Genomic DNA, 20403 nt, shown 5'->3' on the forward strand with positions numbered 1-20403 from the left:
GTAGATAGCCCGATTGCGAATCGTTGTATTGGAGGGAGTGGTTTCAACTACAACGGCGGGCGACTCATGCAGGGGCCGGTCGAGGATCCCGCGGGATTTGCCAACGCGGTCGCCCAGTCCTGGCGGGAACGCGGGTTCGCGGTCTCGCAGAAAAGTTATGTCGAGGGCGACTTCAACGTGTTCGCAGATATGCCCGGGGGCGGGGAGTTGTCTTTGAAGAATAACGATGAGAATTTGTGGTTTCGTGTGACGGGAACTTCGGGATGCTACCCCGGGGATTCGCGAGACATTGGTCAGAACGATCTGAAGGAATTGCGCGAAAAAGAAGCCTCGGTGAGTCCCTCGCCCAGTGAGGGCACTGAGTAAAAACGGCGCTAATCCAAGCGTACGCGTCAAACGGCACCGCGATCCACCCGGATCGCGGTGCCGTTTGAGGTTAGCGCCCCGCCAGCGCGCCCAGCTTGTCCGGGTTGCGCACCAGGTAGACGGCGCTGACCCGGTCCCGGTCGGATTCGACCAGGGCCACCAGATCCACCCGTTCCCCGCTCCAGACGATGACCGCGGGCATGCCGTTGACCGAGGCCGGTTCGATCCGCATGTCCGGCAGCGGTTTTTGGGCGATCCCCAGCAGGAAGCGAACGATATTCTCGGCCCCAAGCACGGGCTTTCGGGCCGCGGACACCCGCCCGCCACCGTCGGAGAGCAGCACCGCACCCGGCGCCAGCACATCCATCAGGGACTGTACGTCTCCGCCCTGCAGCGCGGTCAAGAAGCGGTCGGCGACGGCGCGCTGCCGCCGCGTATCCACGTCAAACCTCGGCCGCCGGGCACGCACATGTGCCCTGGCCCGGCTGGAAATCTGGCGCACGGCCACCACCGATTTCTCGGTGGCCTCGGCAATCTCCGCATACGGGAAGTCGAACACCTCCCGCAGCACAAACACCGCCCGCTCCTCCGGGGACAGGGTTTCCAACACCACCAGCATCGCAAAGGACAGCGATTCGCCAAGCTCCGCGTGATCGGCCACATCGGGGGTCGTGAGCAGCGGCTCGGGCAGCCACGGCCCGATGTAGTCCTCCCGCCGGCGCTGGGCGGCGCGCAGCGCGTTGAGGGCCTGACGCGTCACGATCTTGGCCAGATAGGCCCGTGGATTCTCGATTGCCGACCGGTCCACCGCCGTCCAGCGCAGAAAACTCTCCTGCACCACGTCCTCGGCCTCGACCGCCGAGCCGGTGATCTCATAGGCGATCGTGAACAGCAGCGATCGATGTTCGGCAAATACCTCCGTGCCACTCATCGCGCTACCGGGTGGGGGTGGGCCGGGGGCCGCGGGGCCAACCGAAGGAACCGCTGCGGCGCCGTTCGCCCCGCAGCCACGACAGCGTCATTGCACATACCCGTTCCTTTGTGATGCCCGCGAGTCGGCCCCGCAGGATGAAACGTCGCGGCCGATCATCGGCGTGCAGCGTCTGGATCAGCCCGGATGTACGGCCCAGGCTGATGCAGGCGATCATATACCCGATCGAGAGCGAGGCCGGTTCCTTCCCCCGGAGCAGCGCGATGATGTTCTGGGCCGCATGTGCGCCGAGCGGCAGCGCCGACGCACAGCTCATCCGCAGGTGGCCTGCGACCTCCCGTGGGGCCGAGATCGCATCCCCCGCACCAAAGATATTTGGGTAGCGCGGGCAGGACAGGGTGTCATCCACCAGGAGTCGACCGAACTCATCCACGGGAAGACCGCTGAGACTCGCCAGCTCGGGGACGCCGAATCCACCGGTCCAGACCGTGCACGCCGAGTCCAGGGTGCGCCCATCCGCGGTCACTACCGCCGAGTCCTCGCAGCGCTGCACGGTCGTGTGGGTGAGCGTCTCGATCTTCAGCGTCGCGAGTTTGGTGACGATCGCCCGCTGCCCGGCCGCCGAGAGGTTCGCGCCGATCTCGCCGCGGGACAGCAGCCGGATGCGCAGTCGCGGATAGGCCTCGGCGATTTCGGTGGCCGCCTCGATCCCGGTTGCGCCCGCCCCCACCACGCCGACGGTCGACCCGGGGTCCAGGGTGGCCAGGCGCGTGTGCACCCGTCGCGCCTCCTCGGGATCGCGCAGCCCATATGCCGCCGCCGGTACAGATTCGGCGGGCTGGGTACTGCCCACGGCATAGAGCAACACGTCATAGTCCAGCGTGGGTTCCCCGGAGGCCAGGTGGACCCGACGCCGTTCCGGGTCGATGCGCACCGCGGTGCCCTCGATCAGCTCAGCATCGGCGTGCAGCAGCGAGCGCATCGGGACGGTGGCCGACTCCCGGGTGCCCGCGGCGAGCTCGTGCAGCCGGATCCGCTCAACAAACTCGGGCCGGGGATTCAGTACACTCACGTGCACCGACCCCGAAAGTTCTGGGCTTCCGGCGAGCCTGTTGGCCGCCATCACCCCGGCATATCCGGCACCGATAATGACCACTCGGGTAGGCGCTGACATGGGGAGTCCTCTCGTTCACAAACGGTTTCAGACATAGGACACCGCTCCTGCCCAAAGTGTGACAGCCCCGCAGCTGACCCGGGATCAGCCCCGCCGGCGCACCCGCTCCGTGCCCGGCATCAGCCCGGCCGACGCACTCGCGCCGAAAGCTCCGCGATCAGCCCCTCCGACGCACCTGCCCGCCGGGAGCCGAGTCCTCGGTGATTTCGGTGCCGTGCAGCCAGACTCGCTCGACCACGCCGTGCAGGGCGCGACCGTCAAAGGCCGAAATCTTGTTGCGGTGGGCGAGGTGTTCGGCGTGCACGGTGAACGCGGCATCGGGGTCAAAGGCGATCAGGTGGGCGCGGTTGCCCACCGCGATGCTGCCCACATCGTTCAGCCCCACCAGCCGAGCCGGGGCCTCGGCGAGCAGGCGGATGACCCGCTCGAGCGGCATCCCAAACTCGCGCGCCGCGGTCCACACCACGGGCAGCTCAACCTCGAGGCCCGAAACCCCACCCCAGGCGACCCGGAAGTCACCGTCGCCGCGGCGCTTCTGTTCGATGGTGCTGGGTGAGTGATCCGACGCAATCGTGTCGATGGTTCCATCGAACAGGGCCGCCCAGAGCGCCGCCCGGTTACCTGCATCGCGAATCGGCGGGCAACACTTGAACTCGGTGCCACCGGCGGGCACCTCCTCGGCGCTGAGCCCCAGATAGTGCGGGCAGGTTTCCACGCTCAGGCGCAGGCCCGCAGCCTTGGCGGCGCGGATCTGGTCCAGCGCGCTCGCCGCCGACAGGTGCAGGATGTGCGCCCTTCCGCCCGTGCGCTCCAGCCCCTCGATGACCATGCGGATCGCATCCCGCTCGGCCTCCTCCGGACGTGAGCGGAGGAATTCCGGATAGCCGCCATCCACGGATTCGGGCTGAGCGTCGAGCACCGCCGGAGACTCGGCGTGCACGATCAGCAGCGCATCGTCCTCGGCGAGCGCCGCCAGCACCGTGTTGAGCTCAGCCTCGGTCAGATGCCCGAACTCGTCGATCCCCGAGGGGGCCAAAAACGCCTTGAATCCAAAGACCCCGGCCTCGTGTAGCGGACGCAGATCGGCCCCGTTTTCGGGGACCGCGCCGCCCCAGAAGCCGACGTCCACCCGGAGCTGCGGGATCGCCGCGGCAAGCTTCTCCTCCAGTGCCGCCACGGTGGTGGTGACCGGGATCGAGTTCAGCGGCATGTCGAGCAGGGTTGTGACCCCGCCGCGGGCGGCCGCGCGGGTCGCCGAGTCAAAGCCCTCCCACTCGGTGCGGCCGGGTTCGTTGACGTGGACGTGGGTGTCCACGAGGCCCGGCAGGAGCACCTGGCCCGCGGGCAGAATGATACCGGGCAGCGTGGTGTTCGACTCCGTATCGAGTGCGGTGATCGCGGTGATGCGGCCGCCGGTGACGTAAACGCTCGCCGGGCGCAGCACGCCGTCGATCAGGGCACGCTTGGCGTGGATGATCAGATCGGGTGCCACCAGAGGCTGAGCGATGGGGTTCTCACCCGTTTTTGGGGTCGCGAACATCGGGGTGTGGGACATCGGGGGTTGCTCCATCCGGGGAGGTGGGAAAAGGAAGGGAACAAGGGGATGGGTGAGGCGGGAAGCCCTCGGCGAACGCCTGGATCGCCGCGGTCAGCGCTTCCAGCGCAACCTCGATATCGGCATCGAGCACGCTCTCATCGGGATGGTGGCTGATGCCCTCATTCCCGCAGCGCACAAACAGCATGGCCACGTCGGTGATCGTGGCAATGGCCAGGCCATCGTGTCCGGCCCGGCTCCAGATCGGGGCGGGCACCGGGGCGGCGGTGGCCCGGGCGATCCCGGTTTCCACGGCGGCGCGCAGAGCGGGGGCACAGGTCACCGCGTCGGCCCGGTAGGTTTCGGTGCACTCGAATATCACCCGGCGCCGTTCGCAGATTTCGCGGGTGGCATCGAGGATCCGCTCGAGGGTTGCCACGCGTAGTTCGGTGGATTCGGCGCGCAGGTCGAGGCTGAACTCGGCGATCCCGGGGATCACGTTGACCCCGCCGGGCAGCACCTGAATGGTGCCCACCGTGGCCAGGGCACCGGCTTCCCGGGCGATGGACTCGATGGCCAGAATCACCTCGCTCGCGGTGACCAGCGCATCCCGGCGACGCGGCCAGGGTGTGCCCCCGGCGTGACCGGCACGTCCGGTCAGGGTGATCCGGGAGCGGGTGGCCGCCCCGATCGAGGAGACCACGCCGAGCGGCCGATCCTGATCCAGCAGCTCGGGCCCCTGTTCGATGTGCGCCTCCAGGTACCCCACCAGCTCGTGCGGGGCCCGGGCTGCCTCGCCGATGCGGGCGGGGTCGAGTCCAAAGGCGCGCGCCGCCTCGCGGTAGGTCACCCCGTCGCCGTCCTGAATGTCCCACCAGGCGGGATCAAACGTTCCGGCGAGCGCCCGGCTACCGGAGAGCGCGGTCCCAAACCGGGTACCCTCCTCATCGCTCAGCGCGACCAGTTCCAGCGCGAACGGGAGATGCCGCGCCCGCGGTGCCAGGCGGTGGATCGCGGCGAGCGCCAGCAGCACCCCGAGCATCCCGTCAAAGCGGCCGGCATCGGGCACGGTGTCCAGGTGGGAGCCGAGCAGCAACGCGGGCAGCCCGGGCTCGCGCCCCTCGATCCGCCCACACAGGTTGCCGGCCGCATCGATCCGGACCTCCAGCCCGGCCTCGGCAAACCAGGTGCCCACACACGCGTTGACCGCCGAGTGCTCCAGACTCAGGTGCACCCGTTCCAGGGCATCGGGGCGGGCGGACACCGCGGCCAACTCGGCAATGCGGCGGGCGATCAGGGTGCCCTCGGCGCTCACGCCGGGTTCCCCTCGCCGCGATAGCTGTCCAGCGCGGCCTCGACCCCGCCCGAGCGCGGCACCGAGACGCCGTGACGCACCAGCACCGATTCCAGCGCGGCAAGGGTCGAGAGCACGGTGTCCCGGCGGGCGTTGTAGCCCATCGTGCCGATCCGCCACACCTTGCCGTGTAGCGGCCCGAACGAGGTGCCGATTTCGATCGCAAAGTCCGTCAGCATGTCCGCTCGCACCGCGTCACCGTTGACCCCCTCGGGGATGTGCACGGCCACCACGTTATTCATCCGGTACTGGGCCTCACCGAAGTCGCGCAGCCCGAGCCCAAGCACCCCGGCGTGCATCGCCGCGCCGTGTACTCGGTGGCGCTCGATGGTCTCGGCCAGCCCCTCGGTCACGATGATCCGCGCGCACTCATGCGCCGCATAGAGCATGCTGGTGGCCTCGGTGTGGTGGTTGAGCCGGGTGGCACCCCAGTAGTCAAAGATCATGCCGAGGTCGAAGTAGTTGGAGCGGATGCGGTGCTCGGAGGGGAACTGTCCGGGATCGCGCAGGCCCGCCTCCACGCTGTGCCGGCGGCCGATCCGCTCGACCGCCGCCGGGGAAAACGAGGCGGGTGCGCTGCCCGAGGGGCCACCCAGGCACTTCTGCAGTCCGGCGGTGGCAGCATCGATGCCCAGCTCATCCTGATCAAACGGGTTGCCACCGAGCGAGGCCGTCACGTCGGTGTAGAGCAGCGCGCCGTAGCGGTCGCAGATTTCGCGCAGGCCCTCCATCGGTTGCAGCATCGTGGTGGAGGTGTCGCCGTGGACCATCGCCACCAGCGCGGGCCGAGTCTGCGCGATGGCCTCGGCAATTTGCTCGGGCCGAAACACCGTGCCCCACGGGATCTCGCGCACGTGCACCTCGGCCCCGGCCCGCTCGCAGATCTCGCGCAGCAGCCCGCCGAAGCGCCCGAAGATCGGGACCAGCACGCGGTCCCCGGGGGTGATCAGCGAGAACAGCGCGGCCTCGATGCCCGCGCGAGCGGTACCGTCCACCAGGAGCGTGTGTTCGTTGCGGGTCTGGAACACCCGGCGGTAGAGTTCCTGGGTCTGGCCCATATAGTCGGTCATCGCCGGGTCGAACTGGCCGATCAGCCCCGCCGACATCGCCCGCAGCACGCGCGGATCGGCGTTGATCGGTCCCGGCCCCATCAGCAGCCGCTGCGGCGGCGCGATCGGTTCGGAGGCAAAGGCTGGAACCTGAGTATGGATGGACATCAAATCTCCCGAACGGTTGAGGGGAACAGGGTTTCGGCGAGCGCAAGCAGGGTGTACTCGCTGCCGGGCGGACCGATCAGGCTCAGCCCGATCGGAAGCGCACCCGGTGCCCGCGGCACCGGGAAGGCGAGCGCCGGACGTCCGGTGAGGGAGGCCAGCGTGGTCAGGCGCAGGGTGTGGGCGCGAACCCGGTCCAACTCGGCGAGATCCGCGTCCACCCGGGGTGCCGGTCCGGGGGTCGTGGGCAGCAGCACCACGCGCTCGCCGAGGGCGGCGTTCAGGTGCGCCCGGAGTTCCGGCAGCCGGGTTATGGCAGCGGAGAGAACCACGGGGTCCAGGTTCGCGGCGGCCCGGAATCGCTCGACAACCGCCGGATCGAGGGTGCCCGGATGTGCGGCCACCCACTCTCCGTGCGCCGCGTGGGCCTCCCCAGCCTGGACCACCCGGAAGACCTCGGGCACCTCGGCAAGGTGAGCGGGTGCCAGCTCGGTGATTGTCAGCCCCTGCGAGGTTAGGCGTTCGAGGGCCGCGTGATAGGCGGAGAGCACGTCCGGGGCGACCCCGGTGAGCAGCTCGGGCAGGCACAGAATCTCCGGCACACTCGCCTCGACGGACAGCCCCGGCACACTCGCCTCTAGCACGCGGCCCAACAGCTCCGGGGATCGGGTCAGCCAGCCGACGGTGTCAAAACTCGGAGCCAGCGGCAGCACCCCGGCACGGGACACCAGTCCGTGGGTGGTGCGCAACCCCCAGAGCCCCTGATAGGCGGCGGGCACACGAATCGACCCGGCGGTGTCCGTGCCCAATCCGATGCTGACCTGTCCCGATGCCACGGCCACGGCCGGGCCGCTCGTGGATCCCCCCGGCAGGTGTCCGGGGGCGGCCGGGTTCGCCGCCGGGGCGTGCGGACCGCTCGTGCCGGTGAGCCCGTACGCGAACTCGTCGGTCTGGGCGATTCCGGTCACCTCGGCCCCCGCCTCCAGCAGGGCGGCGAGGGCCGGCGCGTGGACGGGCTCGATTTCGTTCTCGGACTCGGCCTCGGCGAGGTAGGCGGGAACCCCGGCACCGATGCGCTGCCCGGCAACCGCAAACAGGTCCTTGACCGCGATCCGCTCCCCCGCCAGCACCCCGTCGGCGCTCGCCGGAACCAGCGGCGTGCCGACGATCCGCCAGACGGCCGGGTCGATGGCCGCGGCCGGGGCGGCCACCTGTGCCAGCGCAATCCGCCAGCCACCCGGGCCGAGTGTCCAGTGCTGCGTGTTCAGCCCACGTCCGCCGGAAAGGGTGCGGGTTTCGATGACCATCAGCGCGTTGTGTGGATCGATCCAACGCACATCGCGCCCCACAACCTCGCGCCGGGCCGTTCCGCCGCGACGCCCCCGGAAGCGCGAGATCGCCTCGGATCCGCGCAGAATCCCGTGGGCATCGGCGCGCAGGGCATCCGGTCCCTCGATAAAGGCGGTGTCCAGTGCATCGGTATCATTCGCGGCGAGCGCGGCCTCATAGGACTCGCTGGCGGCGATCAGCGCGCCGAGGTTCTGATCGCCCTCAAAATCGCTGCGACGGATGGTTGCGTGCACCCCCACCACGCGGTCCACCACCTGGGAGATCCGGAAGTCAGTTGCGGCGCTGAGGTAGGCGTAGGCGAGGTGGGGCTCCATGTCGAAGCGGGCACCAAGCAGCGCCACACTCGCGCCGACGCAGGCGCGCATGGCTTCATCCAGGGTGTCTCCCAGGCCGCAGGGCACCAGGAACTCGGGGGTCTCGATCAGCGGCGCGCTCAGGGTTCCCCAGCGAGCCGCGGCCGCGGCCGCGGGCACCAGATCGAAGCGCACGGTCACCCGCAGCGAAGCCTCCAGCGCGGTCAGCGACACTTCACCGTCCCCCTGGGCGAAGTGCGGATCGCCCACATAGGCGAGGGCCCCGGCCACCTGCACGGGCAGATAGATGGTGGTGCCGGGCACCAGCAGGGACACATCGATGTTGCCACCGTGCATCCCCGGCGGCACCGAGTGGGGACGCTCGGTCTCGGCCACCACGACCCCCATGATTCCCAGGAACGGTCGCAGCGGGAAGGTCGCGCGCCCGGGCGCGACGCCGTCAACCAGACCGGGCTGCGAGCCGGACGTAGGTGTCCGCGGGTCACCCCCGGATCCGGGCGCACCCGTTCGCAGCGGCACGCTGCCGTGGGCGGGGGCATCGGCTACGAGGTCGGTGGGGTCGTTCGGCATCACCGGGCTGAACACGCTCACGTTCTCGGGTCCCTCGGGGAACCGATCGGGCAGCGCACCGCGTCCGTGCCGGTTGGAAATCACCCCGTACGGGACCCGGCGCAGGGCTTCGACCAGGGTGATTCCCAGGACGTCGCCGGGCCGGGCACCCCGCACCTCGATCGGCCGCGACACCACGTGCGGCCCATCGATACCCGCATTGCGCGGCACCAAACTGGCAATTTCTACCGCATCATCCAGGACACGGTTTCGGGGCACCCCGTGCGCACCGAAGAAGGTGGCAGGGTCCCCGCCCTGGTCTTCCAGCAACCCCTCATGGCTGACGGTATCGATGGTGACCTCGGTGCCGGAATCCACGCTGAGGATCGGCGCATCACCGGCGGCGGGCAGACGCCCCCAGAGCACGGTATCGACGCCCGCGGGTACGTAGTGGGCGGCGCGAATCGGACCGGTGCCGCGCTGCAGGATCGGGCCGATCCCGATCTCGGGGGTGCCGGGATCGGGCCGTCCGAATCCGAGGGATCCGTTCGGTAACAATTCGTCGAGAGACTCGGGCACGGAAACGGGGAGCGCGGCGGCAGACTCGGGCACGGAAACGGGCAGCACCGCGGCAGATTCGGGCGAGGAGGGGGCGAGCGCGGGGGATGTCATCGGCGGTGTCTTTCCGGGCACCGGGATGCCCTCATGATGGGGCGCTCGCCCCGCGATCATGCGCGGGTCTCGCTGCGGGATGCTCCGCGGTGGCCGAGGAAGGCCACCACGATGGTGATCAGAGCGGCCACCAGGATGCCCGGGGCCAGCCCGAACCGGTGCAGCCAGGCACCGGTGGCGGCCCCCAGCCCGATCAGGATGACCGCGAGGGCTCGGCGCAGCCACGGGTGGGTGGCGCCGCGACCCAGCACGGAGTCGTAGGCGAGGCCAACCAGGGTGGAGGTCACCACGACGGTGGTCACATCGGCCACCGCGAGGTGCCGCGCCGCGCCGGCTTGCAGCCCCATCGAGGCTCCCAGCAGGCCGGTTACGGTGAGGGCCAGCGGGGTGATGTCCACCACCGGCAGGGTCAGCACAATCACCGCGCAGGCGATCAGACCCGCGGCGACGATGCCCAGCTGGGTGGTGTTGCGGCGGGTCCAACCGGGTTCACTGCCCCGGGCCAGTCGTCCGCTGATCGCGGCCCCCGCCATGAAACAGAAGAGGGCGATCACCGGGCCGAGGATCGGCAGATGATCGGCGCCAACCAGGGCCATGCCGAGCAGCACCACGTTGCCGGTCATGTTGCCGGTGAACACCCGGTCCAGGCCGACATAGCCCACCGCATCGATGATGCCGGTGGAGAACGTGAGTGCAAGCATCAGGGCGACGTGCGAGACGCCGCCTGTCCGGTGCTGTGATGGTGTGGTCACCCGTGATCCCTCCGCTGACGCGGGACCCAACGGTCACCGCCTCGGTATACCCAAACTAGGCAATGCGAAAGTCCACTTGGCGGCGATCATGTTTCTAACATGTAAATTCCCGCCACCCCCTCGGGCCGGTGAACATTTCGGTATACCCAGTTGGGATTTATCTGGTTGTGTTGAGCGCGTCAAGAACGCGCTGTCTGGCCTCGGCCACATGGGCGCGAGCAAAGCCCGCCGCGGCTTCCGGCCGTCCCCGCAGGATGGCTCCCGCAAGACTTCGGTGCTCGTCCACCGCCTCATCGTGGTCCTCACGGTAGGCGTGGGCCGCCAGGCGTCGATCCATATCCAGGACCGGTCGCAGCAGCCGGGTCAGCAGCGAGTTATCGGCAAGTTTGACGATCTCCGCATGCAGGACCGCGGCCGCGGCGGTGGCCCCATCCGACGCCTCGGTTCGGGATACCTCGGCCCGGGCGCTATCGCTCCGAGCCCCATCCGACGTCGCCCGCGCGGTCACCGCCGCCAGTGCCGCGGCCAACGCGGTGGTATCCGCTCCGGCCGCCACATTGCGGGCGGCGGACTCGGCGGCCAGCACGTCCAGGTGCGCGCGCACGTCAAAGAGTTCGATCACCTCGGCGCGGTCAAAGTCGCGCACCACGGTGCCACGTCCGGGCCCCGCGGCGATGTACCCGGCGTCCAGCAGCCGCGGCAACGCCTCGCGCACCGGCACCCGGGATACCTCAAGCTCGGTGGCCAACTCGCGTTCGCGCAGGCGCTCGCCCGGGGCCAGGGTGCCGTCGATGATCCGGTCGCGGATCCGCTCAAACACCCGCTCGCTCAGGCTGTTGGGAATCACGGCGGACATGCTGGTCACGTTAGCACAGCGCCGCCCGGCATCCGTGGGGATGCCGGGCGGCGTGTGTTTGGCTCGGGCGGAGGTTAGCGCTCGCTCGGCGGAATGATCCGAATCGGGGCCGTGGTGTCCTCCAGCTCGCGTCGCTTCTTGCCGGCGGGCTTCACCAGGAAGTGGTAGCTGAGCGCCAGAATCGCGATCCACACCAGTCCCACCCAGAGGGCGTCCCGGGTGCCGGGCACCACACCGATCATCACGATCACAAACACGATGAATCCAACCGCGGCCCAGGAGGCGGCGGGCCACAGCGGAACCGGGAACTCGCTGGGCAGCAGATTGTCGCGGGCGATCTCGCGTTTCATCCGAATATGCGAGATCAAAATCATCAGCCACACCACCACCGTGGCGAAGGTGGCCAGGGCCGCGATCAGGAAGAAGATCTGATCGGGGAAGAGGATGTTCAGCACCACACCCACCAGCAACGCGCCGGCCATCGCAATGACCGTGAGCCACGGCACCCCGGTGCGGGTCAGGCTGGTGAACGCCTTGGGTGCGTGGCCCTGCTCGGCCAGGCCGTGCAGCATGCGTCCGGCACCGAAGATATCCGCGTTGATCGCCGAGATCGCCGCGGTGATCACGACCGCGTTCAGTACGTGGGCGGCGCCGGTGAGGCCCAGCCCGTCGAAGATCGACACGAACGGGCTCTTGGATCCGTCGATGGTGTTCCAGGGCTGGATCATCATGATCACGCCGAGGGTCAACACGTAGAAGAGCAGGATGCGCACGGGCACCGAGTTGATCGCCTTGGGGATGACCTTCTTGGGGTTCTGCGCCTCGCCGGCGGTGATACCGATGACCTCGATGCCGCCGAAGGCAAACATCACGATGGTGAACGCGGCCAGGAAGCCCATAAATCCGCCGGCGAAGAAGCCGCCGTGATCAAAGAGGTTCGCCAGGCCCGCGGCATTTTCGCTCTGGTTGCCCAGGCCGAAGACGATGATCGCGATGCCACCGGCGATCATGCCGATGATGGCCACGATCTTGATCAGCGCAAACCAGAACTCCAGCTCACCAAACACCTTGACCGAGATCAGGTTGACCGCGGCGATGAAGAAGATCAGCGCCAGGATCCAGATCCAGCGATCCACATCGGGGAACCAGAAGCCCATATAGACCGAGAAGGCCGTGACGTCCGCCAGGGCGACCACAAACATTTCAAACGTGTAGGTCCAGCCGGTCAGGAAGCCGGCGAAGGGGCCGATATAGCGCGAGGCATACTGCCCGAACGAGCCCGAGATGGGGTGGCGCACGGCCATCTCGCCGAGGGCACGCATGACCATGAAGACCGCCGCACCGCCGATCATATAGGCGATCAGTACCGCGGGTCCGGCCGTCTTGATCGCCGCCGAGGAACCGTAGAACAGGCCGGTTCCAATCGCCGAGCCGAGGGCCATGAAGCGGATGTGCCGGGCGGTGAGGCCGCGGCGCATCACGCCGGGGGCTCCGGCGCTCGCGGGCGGCGCGAGCGGGGTTTTCGGTTCGGCGCTCATTGGGCAGCCTTTCGTTGGATCAGGCCGGTAGCGGCCTCAAGAATCAGGAGGGCGGCGAGCCGGATGGTCCGGCCGTCCGCGGTGTCTGCGGTGGCATCGATCTCGGTGATATCGAGCGAGCGTACCCGCGCATCCCGGGCCAGTGCCCGGGTGAGGCGACGCAGTTCATGCGCCTGTAATCCACCCGGCACCGATGCCGGGCAGGCCGGGGCCACGCTGCGATCGCACACGTCCACATCCACATCGATGTGCACGGGTCCGCCCGCAGCACCCGCGATGGCCAGGGCCTCATGGGCAATGTCCTGCGGGGTGCGATCGTGGAGCGCATCGCGGTGAATCACGGTGATGCCCAGTTCGCGTGCCCGCTCACGGTAGGCGCGGGAGTTGGCGAAGTCGGCGATGCCGATCTGGACCACCCGGGTGTCCTCAAGGCCCGCCTGGATGAGGCGGCGTACCGGGGATCCGTTACTCACTCCGTCGCGCAGGTCATGGTGCGCGTCGATCGTGATCAGCCCGGCGGTGGCAAGGTTATCGCCAAATCCCCCGAGTGCGGCCGGAACGGTGGCCGCATTGTCTCCGCCCAAGCTTATGAGCAGTTCGGTGTCGGAGGCCAATTCGCGCAGGGTGCGAATGGCCGAAGCCTCCCCCTCCGGGGTGTCCGGATCGGCGAGGTTTCCGTCGTCCACCAGGCGCAGCGCCTCCTCGATCACGATGTCGGTTGCGCCATCGAGACTGACGCTGTGTCCCGAGTAGCGCCGCAGCGCGTCTCGGATGGCGTCGGGGGTGTGCTGCGCGCCGGTGGGCGAGAGCGAGGTGCGCCACGTGGGCACACCGATAATGGCCAGGTCGGCGACTCTGCCGCCCGGCAGTGATCCACGGGAGGGCCAGGCGCCAGTGCGAGGCCAGAGCGGATCATCGTGCAGGGATGGGGTACTCATTCCCCGACCGTACCGCGGGAATTCCCTCGGGGTGTACGGGGTGCATACCCACTTGTGTCTGGTCTGTCAGACGTCGTGCCGAGGGGTTTTCGCGGAGCGGGAACGGACCGGGAGCGGGTCGGGCGCGGCTCGGGCGCGGCTCGACAGGCGTCAGAATCCGTCTGGGTTTCGCAACAGGTCTGGAATACCAGACAATTGCCGCACGGGTCGGGTTGGCCTTTCGCCGCCGGTGCGCTCAAATCAAATCATGAGCATCACACAGACCATCACCCTCGGCGCGCAGACCCTCACCATCAATGACGTGGTTCGGGTTGCCCGCGAAAATGCCCGTATCGAGATTGCCCCGGAGGCCGCGGTTCGGATCCGCGCGGCGCGGGACGTGATCGAGGAGCTGGCCAACGATACCCGCCCGCACTACGGCGTTTCCACCGGTTTCGGGGCGCTTGCTAACGTGCAGATCCCGACCGAGAAGCGTGCCCAGCTGCAGCGCAGCCTGGTGCGCTCCCACGCCGCCGGCACCGGCGCCGAGGTCGAGCGAGAGGTCGTGCGCGCGCTGATGCTGCTGCGTCTGAACACCCTCGTTTCCGGACACACGGGGGTGCGCCTGGAAACCGCCGAAGCCTACCGTGACGTGCTCAACGCGGGCATCACCCCGGTGGTACACGAGTACGGTTCGCTGGGCTGCTCGGGAGACCTGTCCCCGCTCGCCCACTGCGCGCTCGCGGTCATGGGCGAGGGCGAGGTGGACGGACCCGATGGTCGCCGTCAGGACGCCGCCGAGGCCCTGGCCGCGGCCGGAATCACCCCGGTGGTACTGGCCGAAAAGGAGGGTCTGGCGCTGATCAACGGCACCGACGGCATGCTCGGCATGCTCTCGCTGGCCCTGTTCGACCTGGCGAAGCTGGTCCGGGTCGCGGACATCGCGGCCGCCGCCAGCATCGAGGGCCTGCGGGGCACCGACGCGGTGTTCGCCCCCGATCTGCACGAGCTGCGTCCGCACCCCGGTCAGCGCGACAGCGCCGCGAACCTGCGCCGAGTCCTCGCCGACTCGGGGCTGATTCAGCGTCCGGTGGAGGGCCAGTTCACCCGGGTTCAGGACGCCTACTCGCTGCGCTGCTCGCCCCAGGTACACGGGGCCGTGCGAGCCACGATGGCACACGCCGAAAGCGTCGCACAGATCGAGCTGGGCTCGGCCGTGGACAACCCGGTGGTCACCAGCGATGGACGGGTCGAGTCCAACGGAAACTTCCACGGGGCACCGGTGGGCTACGTGCTCGACTTCCTGGCGATCGCCGTGGCCGACCTCGCCAGCATCTCCGAGCGTCGCACCGACCGTTTCCTCGACACCTCCCGCAACCACGGCCTGCCGCCGTTCCTCGCCGCCGACCCGGGTCTGGACTCGGGCCTGATGATCGCCCAGTACACCGCCGCCGGAATCGTCTCCGAGCTCAAGCGTCTCGCGGTTCCCGCCTCGGTGGATTCGATCCCCTCCTCGGCGATGCAGGAGGATCACGTGTCTATGGGCTGGGCCGCCGCCCGCAAGCTGCGCCGGGGAATCGACGGACTGCGCCGCGTCCTCTCGATCGAACTGCTGGCCTCGACCCGGGCGCTGGACTTCCGTCTGAACGACGCACCCGAGCAGCGTCCGGGAGCCGCTACCGGAGCCGTACACACGCTGTTCCGGACCCGGATCGCCGCCCCGAACACCGATGAGTTCCTCTCCCCCACCATCACCGCCGCCACCGAACTGGTGGAATCCGGCGCCGTTTTGGCCGCTGTTGAGGACGCCATCGGTCTGCTTGACTAGGCTGGAGACAACCTCCGTTCGATGACGACCGGGGAGATCCATCGGTTTGGGGAGTGAAACATGGTTGGCGAAGCATCGAGGGTACCCGCGGCGGAACAGACGCTGCAGATCCTCACCCTGCTCTCCACCCAGCGCGGGCCCCTGCCCGCCTCGATGATCGCGACCCAGCTGGATCTGCCCCGATCGAGCGTCTACCACCTGCTCAACGTGCTGGTGCGCAACGGATTTGTGCTTCACCTGGCCGAGGAGAAGCGCTACGGACTCGGGGTCGCCGCGGCGGCCCTGAGCTCGGCCTATGCGCGCCAGGAGCCGCTATCCCGGCTCGGCCGTCCGCTGCTCGCGGGATTGGTGGACCGGGTGGGGGCCAGCGCGCACCTCGCGGTCTTGCACGGCCGCGATGTCCTCTACATCGTGGAGGAACGCGCCCGCAATGCCCCCTCGCTGGTCACCGATGTGGACGTGCGCCTGCCGGCCCCGCTGACCGCCACCGGGCGAGCTATTCTCGCCGGGATGCCCTCCGCCCAGGTCCGGGCCCTCTTCCCGGACAAAGAATCCTTTGTGTCCCGCGGCGAAGGCCCCGATGAGATCACCCGCTACGGCCGACTGCGCGAGGTGCTCGGCCAGGTACAGCGCCGCGGCTACGCGACCGAGGAGGGATCGGTCAGCCCGGGCCTGTCCTCCGTCGCCTGCGCGGTCCACGACCACCGTGGCTGGCCGGTCGCGGGCCTCGCGGTCACCTTCCCCGCGAACTCGGTGGATCCGACGGCCATCGCCGGCCTGGTCGAGCAGGTGCAGAACACCGCGGACACCCTGACCCAGCGCATTTACGGTCGAACTCAATAAACACCGTCACGATAATCAACGCCGGATGAGGCCTCTCATCCGGCGTTGCTGTGTTGTGCACGACACGCCCGGGCGTGCACAGAACAGCGAGTCCAAACAGCGGAAAACTCGCCGATTTTTGTGATCCTTAAAAACCGCATGGTTTACGGGTTTAATCGGGCTTCCCGGCATTTTCGCGCGTGATTTCACCGGTCCGGGGCCCACCCGAGGTCTTGAAACCCGGCAAAAACGTCCTTAGGTTTTTAGCAACCCCCACATACGGGCACAGAAAGAAGGACTCCAATGTCAAACGTGCTGTTGATCCTTACCGGCGCCACCGTCTGGACCATGAAAGATGGAACCCCTCATCCCACCGGCTTCTGGGCGCGGGAGTTTGTTGAGGCATACGAGGTGTTTACCGCGGGCGGTCTTACCATCGATATCGCGACGCCCGCGGGTCGATCCGCGACCGTTGACCAGTACAGCTATGAGGTTGGCTTCAACGACGGGGACCCGGCATTTGTGGAACGTCAGAAGGCCTTCCTGGCGTCCCTCAGCGACGCGCTGGAATCACCGCTGGCGCTGGAGAGCGTCGAACCGGGCAGCTATGACATTGTGTTCATCGTCGGTGGGCACGGCCCGATGCAGGATCTCGCGGTCCACCCCACACTCGGAGAGCTCCTGATCGCGAACCTCGATTCCCCGGACCGATTCGTCGGAGCCGTCTGCCACGGTCCCGCGGGGTTCCTCTCCGCCGCACGTGAGGATGGAACCTGGGCGTTCCGCGGACGCCGACTGACCGCGTTTACCAACGAGGAAGAAAATGGGGCATCCTTCGCCGGCAATGCCCCCTGGCTGCTCCAGGATCGGCTACAGCTCGCGGGCGCGCTGTTTGAGGAGGCAGACGCCTGGTCTCCGCACATCGTGGTGGATAAAAACCTCGTGACCGGACAGCAAAACGTCTCCTCCGGTCTGGCGGCGACCAAACTGCTTGAACTCCTCCAGGCTCGGGCATAGCGCCGCGGTTCGCCCACTAAGCCGCCGCTGGCCCACCCCCATTCCGATGGGTGGGCCAGCGGCTTCACTCCCCTGACGGGCCGACCGAGGTGCAGCTCCCCGGTCGGCCCGTGATCGTTCGCGGATCCCGATTCCCCTGTTATCCGCGAACGCGTAATCCGGCGTGCCAGACCGCGCGGGTCAGCGGCATGCCGGGACGATACGCCAGGTGGGTCACCGAGGGCGCATCGAGTATTTGAACATCGGCGCGAGCCCCCACCGTGAGCTCGCCCACTCGAGGTTTACCGGGCCGGTCGATGTGTCGGCCCAGCGCCCGAGCACCGCCGTGGGTGGCCGCGTGTACGGCCTCGGCCACGGTCAGCCGCATCTGCAGCACCGCGGTGGCCACGGCGAATCCCATCGAGGAGGTGTAGGAGGTCCCCGGATTCGCGTTGGTCGCGATGGCCAGGTGAGCCCCCGCATCCACCAGCTGTCGGGCGGGGGCCAGCGGCATGCGGGTCGAGAGGTCGCAGGCGGGCAGGACCGTGGCGACGGTGGTGGATCCGGCCAGCAGGTCCACATCCGCATCGGTCAAGAACCCCAGGTGGTCCACGCTGAGCGATCCGTATTCGACCGCCAGGCGCACACCGGGACCGTGCCCGAGCTGGTTTCCGTGGACGTGGGTTGCCAGCCCGCGGGCACCCGCAGCCTCCAGGATGCGCCGGGTTTCGGTCTCGTCGAACGCGCCGGTCTCGCAGAAGACGTCCACCGCGCTGACGATGTCGGCCACCGCATCCAGCATCTCACCGGTCACCAGGTCGAGGTAGGCAGCCCGGTCACTTCCGGCGGGCACAACGTGGGCACCGAGAAAGGTGACCTCATCCACGTGCCGGGCGGCGATCAGGGCGGACCGTCGTTCATCGGCCACCGTCAACCCGTATCCGGTTTTGGTTTCCAGGGTGGTGGTGCCTCCGTCGTAGGCTTCCTCCAGGTGCCGGATCAGCCCACGCTCAAGCTCGGCATCGGAGGCGGCACGGGTGGCCTCGACGGTCACGTTGATTCCACCGGCGGCATATGATTCTCCGGCCATCCGCGCCTCGAACTCGGCGGTCCGGTCCCCGGCGAAGACCAGGTGGGTGTGCGAGTCGACCCAGCCGGGTAGTGCCGCGCGGCCCTCGGCGTCGTAGCGTTCGTCGGCGGCGGGGGCGTCGGCGGCGAGGCCGGTCCAGGCAACCAGCCCGTCGTCGATCACCACCGCCGCATCGTGCAGGCGGCCGCCGGGATGCTCCGGATCGTGGGTGGTTAGCTCGCCGATGCCGGTGATCAGGGTGCTCATATTCGCTCCTCCCGAGCGGTTCGGTTGCGGGGGCCGTGGCTCCCGCAACCGAGGTCCTGCCTAGTTGCCGGTGTTACGGATGGTCGGTTCCATCGGGATGTGGACACCGCGCTCGGCGGCCACATCCACTGCCCGCTGATAGCCGGCATCCACGTGTCGAATTACGCCCATGCCCGGGTCGTTGGTCAGCAGACGCGAGAGGCGCTCGGCTGCCAGCGGGGTGCCGTCGGCGACGGATACCTGACCCGAGTGGATCGAGCGACCGATGCCCACGCCGCCCCCGTGATGGATCGACACCCAGGTGGCACCCGAGGATGCGGCGGTCAGGGCGTTGAGCAGCGGCCAGTCGGCGATGGCGTCCGAGCCGTCGGCCATCGATTCGGTCTCGCGGTAGGGCGAGGCGACCGATCCGGAGTCGAGGTGGTCGCGGCCGATCACGATCGGGGCGCTGACCTTGCCCTCGGCCACCAGCTCGTTGAAGCGCACAGCGGCCTTGGCCCGATCGCCGTAGCCGAGCCAGCAGATGCGCGCGGGCAGGCCCTCGTACTCGACGTGCTCCTGGGCGGCGCGGATCCAGCGGTGCAGGTGCTCGTTTTCGGGGAACAGCTCAAGCATGGCCTCGTCGGTGACCCGAATGTCCTCGGGATCGCCGGAGAGCGCAACCCAGCGGAACGGCCCGAGTCCCTCGCAGAACAGCGGACGGATATAGGCGGGGACGAATCCGGGGAATTCGAACGCGCGGTCGTAGCCGCCGTGGCGTGCCTCGTCGCGGATCGAGTTGCCGTAGTCGAAAACCTCGGCACCGGCGTCCTGGAACTCCACCATCGCCTTGACGTGTGCGGCCATCGAGGCGCGGGCGTCGATCGTGAAGGTTTCGGGATCGGCGGCGGCGCGCTCGGCCCAGTCGGCGACGGTGTAACCGATCGGGAGGTAGGAGAGCGGGTCGTGGGCGGAGGTCTGGTCGGTCACGATGTCGATCGGAACGCCGCGGCGAAGCAGCTCGGGGAAGACCTCGGCGGCGTTGCCCACGAGGCCCACCGAGAGGGCGGTGCGGTTTTCCTTGGCCTCAAGCACGAGTTCGAGGGCGCGGTCGATGTCGGTCTCGACGCGGTCGAGGTAGCGCTTACCGGCGCGGCGGTTCAGGCGATCAATGTCGACGTCGACGATCAGCACGGCCCCGCCGTTCAGGGTGACCGAGAGGGGCTGCGCGCCGCCCATGCCGCCGCAGCCGCCGGTGAGGGTCAGGGTTCCGGCGAGGGTGCCGCCAAAGCGCTTTTCGGCGATCGCGGCGAAGGTTTCATAGGTGCCCTGGAGGATGCCCTGGGTGCCGATGTAGATCCAGGATCCGGCGGTCATCTGGCCGTACATGGTCAGGCCCTCGGCCTCCAGGCGACGGAACTCGGGCCACGTTGCCCAGTCGCCGACGAGGTTGGAGTTGGCGATCAGCACGCGCGGTGCCCACACGTTGGTGCGGAAGACGCCGACGGGCTTGCCGGACTGCACCAGCAGGGTTTCATCGTCATCGAGGTTGGTGAGTTCGCGGGTGATCGCGTCGAAGCTCGCCCAGTCGCGTGCGGCCCGGCCGGTGCCGCCGTAGACGACGAGGTCGTCGGGGCGCTCGGCTACCTCGGGGTCGAGGTTATTGTGCAGCATGCGCAGCACGGCTTCGGTCTGCCAGCTTTTTGCGGTGATCTCGGTACCTCGCGCCGCGCGAACCGGACGTGCCCCAGGGAGTGCCATGTTGAAGACCTTTCGTTGTCTGCCTGACCCAATCCAACCGGTCCCGCACCCCCGGAACAATGCCCGTCCCGGCCGGTCTGTCTGGGGTGCCAGACCTCCCCAGAGTGGTGAAAGTTCGGTCACGGATCCGTCGGGATCAAACAAGGGTCCAACTGCCGCA

General features: G+C 68.3%; 16 protein-coding genes. 4 read left to right on the plus strand and 12 right to left on the minus strand.

Annotated elements, in window-relative coordinates; translation table 11 throughout:
• A partial coding sequence (locus tag M2390_RS14640; protein WP_259179812.1) for a hypothetical protein occupies nt 1-366 on the plus strand: 366 nt, incomplete at its 5' end.
• A 70-nt stretch (nt 367-436) separates the two neighbouring features.
• On the opposite strand, the gene M2390_RS14645 is transcribed toward M2390_RS14640, so the two are convergent.
• The 10 genes from M2390_RS14645 to M2390_RS14690 form a co-directional block, all read right to left on the minus strand.
• Complete coding sequence (locus tag M2390_RS14645) at nt 437-1297, minus strand: RNA polymerase sigma-70 factor (RefSeq protein WP_259179813.1); 861 nt, start codon at nt 1295-1297, stop codon at nt 437-439.
• 4 nt (nt 1298-1301) lie between these two features.
• Nucleotides 1302-2471, minus strand: a complete 1170-nt coding sequence (locus M2390_RS14650; protein WP_259179814.1) for an NAD(P)/FAD-dependent oxidoreductase — start codon at nt 2469-2471, stop codon at nt 1302-1304.
• A 157-nt stretch (nt 2472-2628) separates the two neighbouring features.
• Nucleotides 2629-4011, minus strand: a complete 1383-nt coding sequence (gene allB, locus M2390_RS14655; protein ID WP_396823213.1) for an allantoinase AllB — start codon at nt 4009-4011, stop codon at nt 2629-2631.
• The gene (locus M2390_RS14660) at nt 3986-5320 is read right to left on the minus strand and encodes an allantoate amidohydrolase (protein WP_259179816.1); all 1335 of its coding nucleotides are present in this window, start codon (nt 5318-5320) and stop codon (nt 3986-3988) included. Before M2390_RS14660 ends, allB begins: the two co-directional genes overlap by 26 nt.
• On the minus strand, nt 5317-6576 hold the full coding sequence (locus M2390_RS14665) for an alanine--glyoxylate aminotransferase family protein (protein ID WP_259179818.1): 1260 nt from the start codon (nt 6574-6576) through the stop codon (nt 5317-5319). Before M2390_RS14665 ends, M2390_RS14660 begins: the two co-directional genes overlap by 4 nt.
• A complete protein-coding gene (locus M2390_RS14670; RefSeq protein ID WP_259179820.1) occupies nt 6576-9458 on the minus strand; it encodes an AtzH-like domain-containing protein in 2883 nt (960 codons plus the stop codon). Before M2390_RS14670 ends, M2390_RS14665 begins: the two co-directional genes overlap by 1 nt.
• Nucleotides 9459-9514: 56 nt before the next feature.
• A complete protein-coding gene (locus M2390_RS14675) occupies nt 9515-10210 on the minus strand; it encodes a YoaK family protein (RefSeq protein ID WP_255505759.1) in 696 nt (231 codons plus the stop codon).
• 157 nt (nt 10211-10367) lie between these two features.
• A complete protein-coding gene (locus M2390_RS14680; protein ID WP_259179822.1) occupies nt 10368-11066 on the minus strand; it encodes a GntR family transcriptional regulator in 699 nt (232 codons plus the stop codon).
• Between the two features lie 74 nt (nt 11067-11140).
• Nucleotides 11141-12604, minus strand: a complete 1464-nt coding sequence (locus M2390_RS14685; RefSeq protein ID WP_030148192.1) for an amino acid permease — start codon at nt 12602-12604, stop codon at nt 11141-11143.
• The gene (locus M2390_RS14690; protein WP_259179824.1) at nt 12601-13542 is read right to left on the minus strand and encodes an arginase family protein; all 942 of its coding nucleotides are present in this window, start codon (nt 13540-13542) and stop codon (nt 12601-12603) included. The genes M2390_RS14685 and M2390_RS14690 overlap by 4 nt, the downstream gene beginning before the upstream one ends.
• Before the next feature lie 247 nt (nt 13543-13789).
• Between M2390_RS14690 and hutH the strand changes: the two genes are divergently transcribed.
• The 3 genes from hutH to M2390_RS14705 all read left to right on the plus strand — a co-directional run bounded on the left by hutH (nt 13790) and on the right by M2390_RS14705 (nt 17188).
• The gene (hutH, locus tag M2390_RS14695; RefSeq protein ID WP_259179826.1) at nt 13790-15349 is read left to right on the plus strand and encodes a histidine ammonia-lyase; all 1560 of its coding nucleotides are present in this window, start codon (nt 13790-13792) and stop codon (nt 15347-15349) included.
• A gap of 60 nt (nt 15350-15409) precedes the next feature.
• Nucleotides 15410-16192 (plus strand): IclR family transcriptional regulator, encoded by a 783-nt coding sequence (locus M2390_RS14700; RefSeq protein WP_259179828.1) that lies wholly within the window; start codon nt 15410-15412, stop codon nt 16190-16192.
• 282 nt (nt 16193-16474) lie between these two features.
• The gene (locus tag M2390_RS14705) at nt 16475-17188 is read left to right on the plus strand and encodes a type 1 glutamine amidotransferase domain-containing protein (RefSeq protein WP_259179831.1); all 714 of its coding nucleotides are present in this window, start codon (nt 16475-16477) and stop codon (nt 17186-17188) included.
• Between the two features lie 139 nt (nt 17189-17327).
• Here the strand turns inward: M2390_RS14705 and hutI are convergent, their stop codons facing one another.
• Nucleotides 17328-18503 carry an imidazolonepropionase gene (gene hutI / locus M2390_RS14710; protein ID WP_259179832.1) on the minus strand — a complete coding sequence of 392 codons (1176 nt, stop codon included), beginning with the start codon at nt 18501-18503 and terminating at the stop codon, nt 17328-17330.
• Nucleotides 18504-18563: 60 nt separating this feature from the next.
• The gene (gene hutU, locus M2390_RS14715; RefSeq protein WP_259179835.1) at nt 18564-20243 is read right to left on the minus strand and encodes a urocanate hydratase; all 1680 of its coding nucleotides are present in this window, start codon (nt 20241-20243) and stop codon (nt 18564-18566) included.
• Nucleotides 20244-20403 lie beyond the last annotated feature (160 nt).

Source organism: Mycetocola sp. BIGb0189, from assembly GCF_024810155.1.
In the GTDB taxonomy this organism is placed as follows: Bacteria; Actinomycetota; Actinomycetes; order Actinomycetales; family Microbacteriaceae; genus Mycetocola; species Mycetocola lacteus.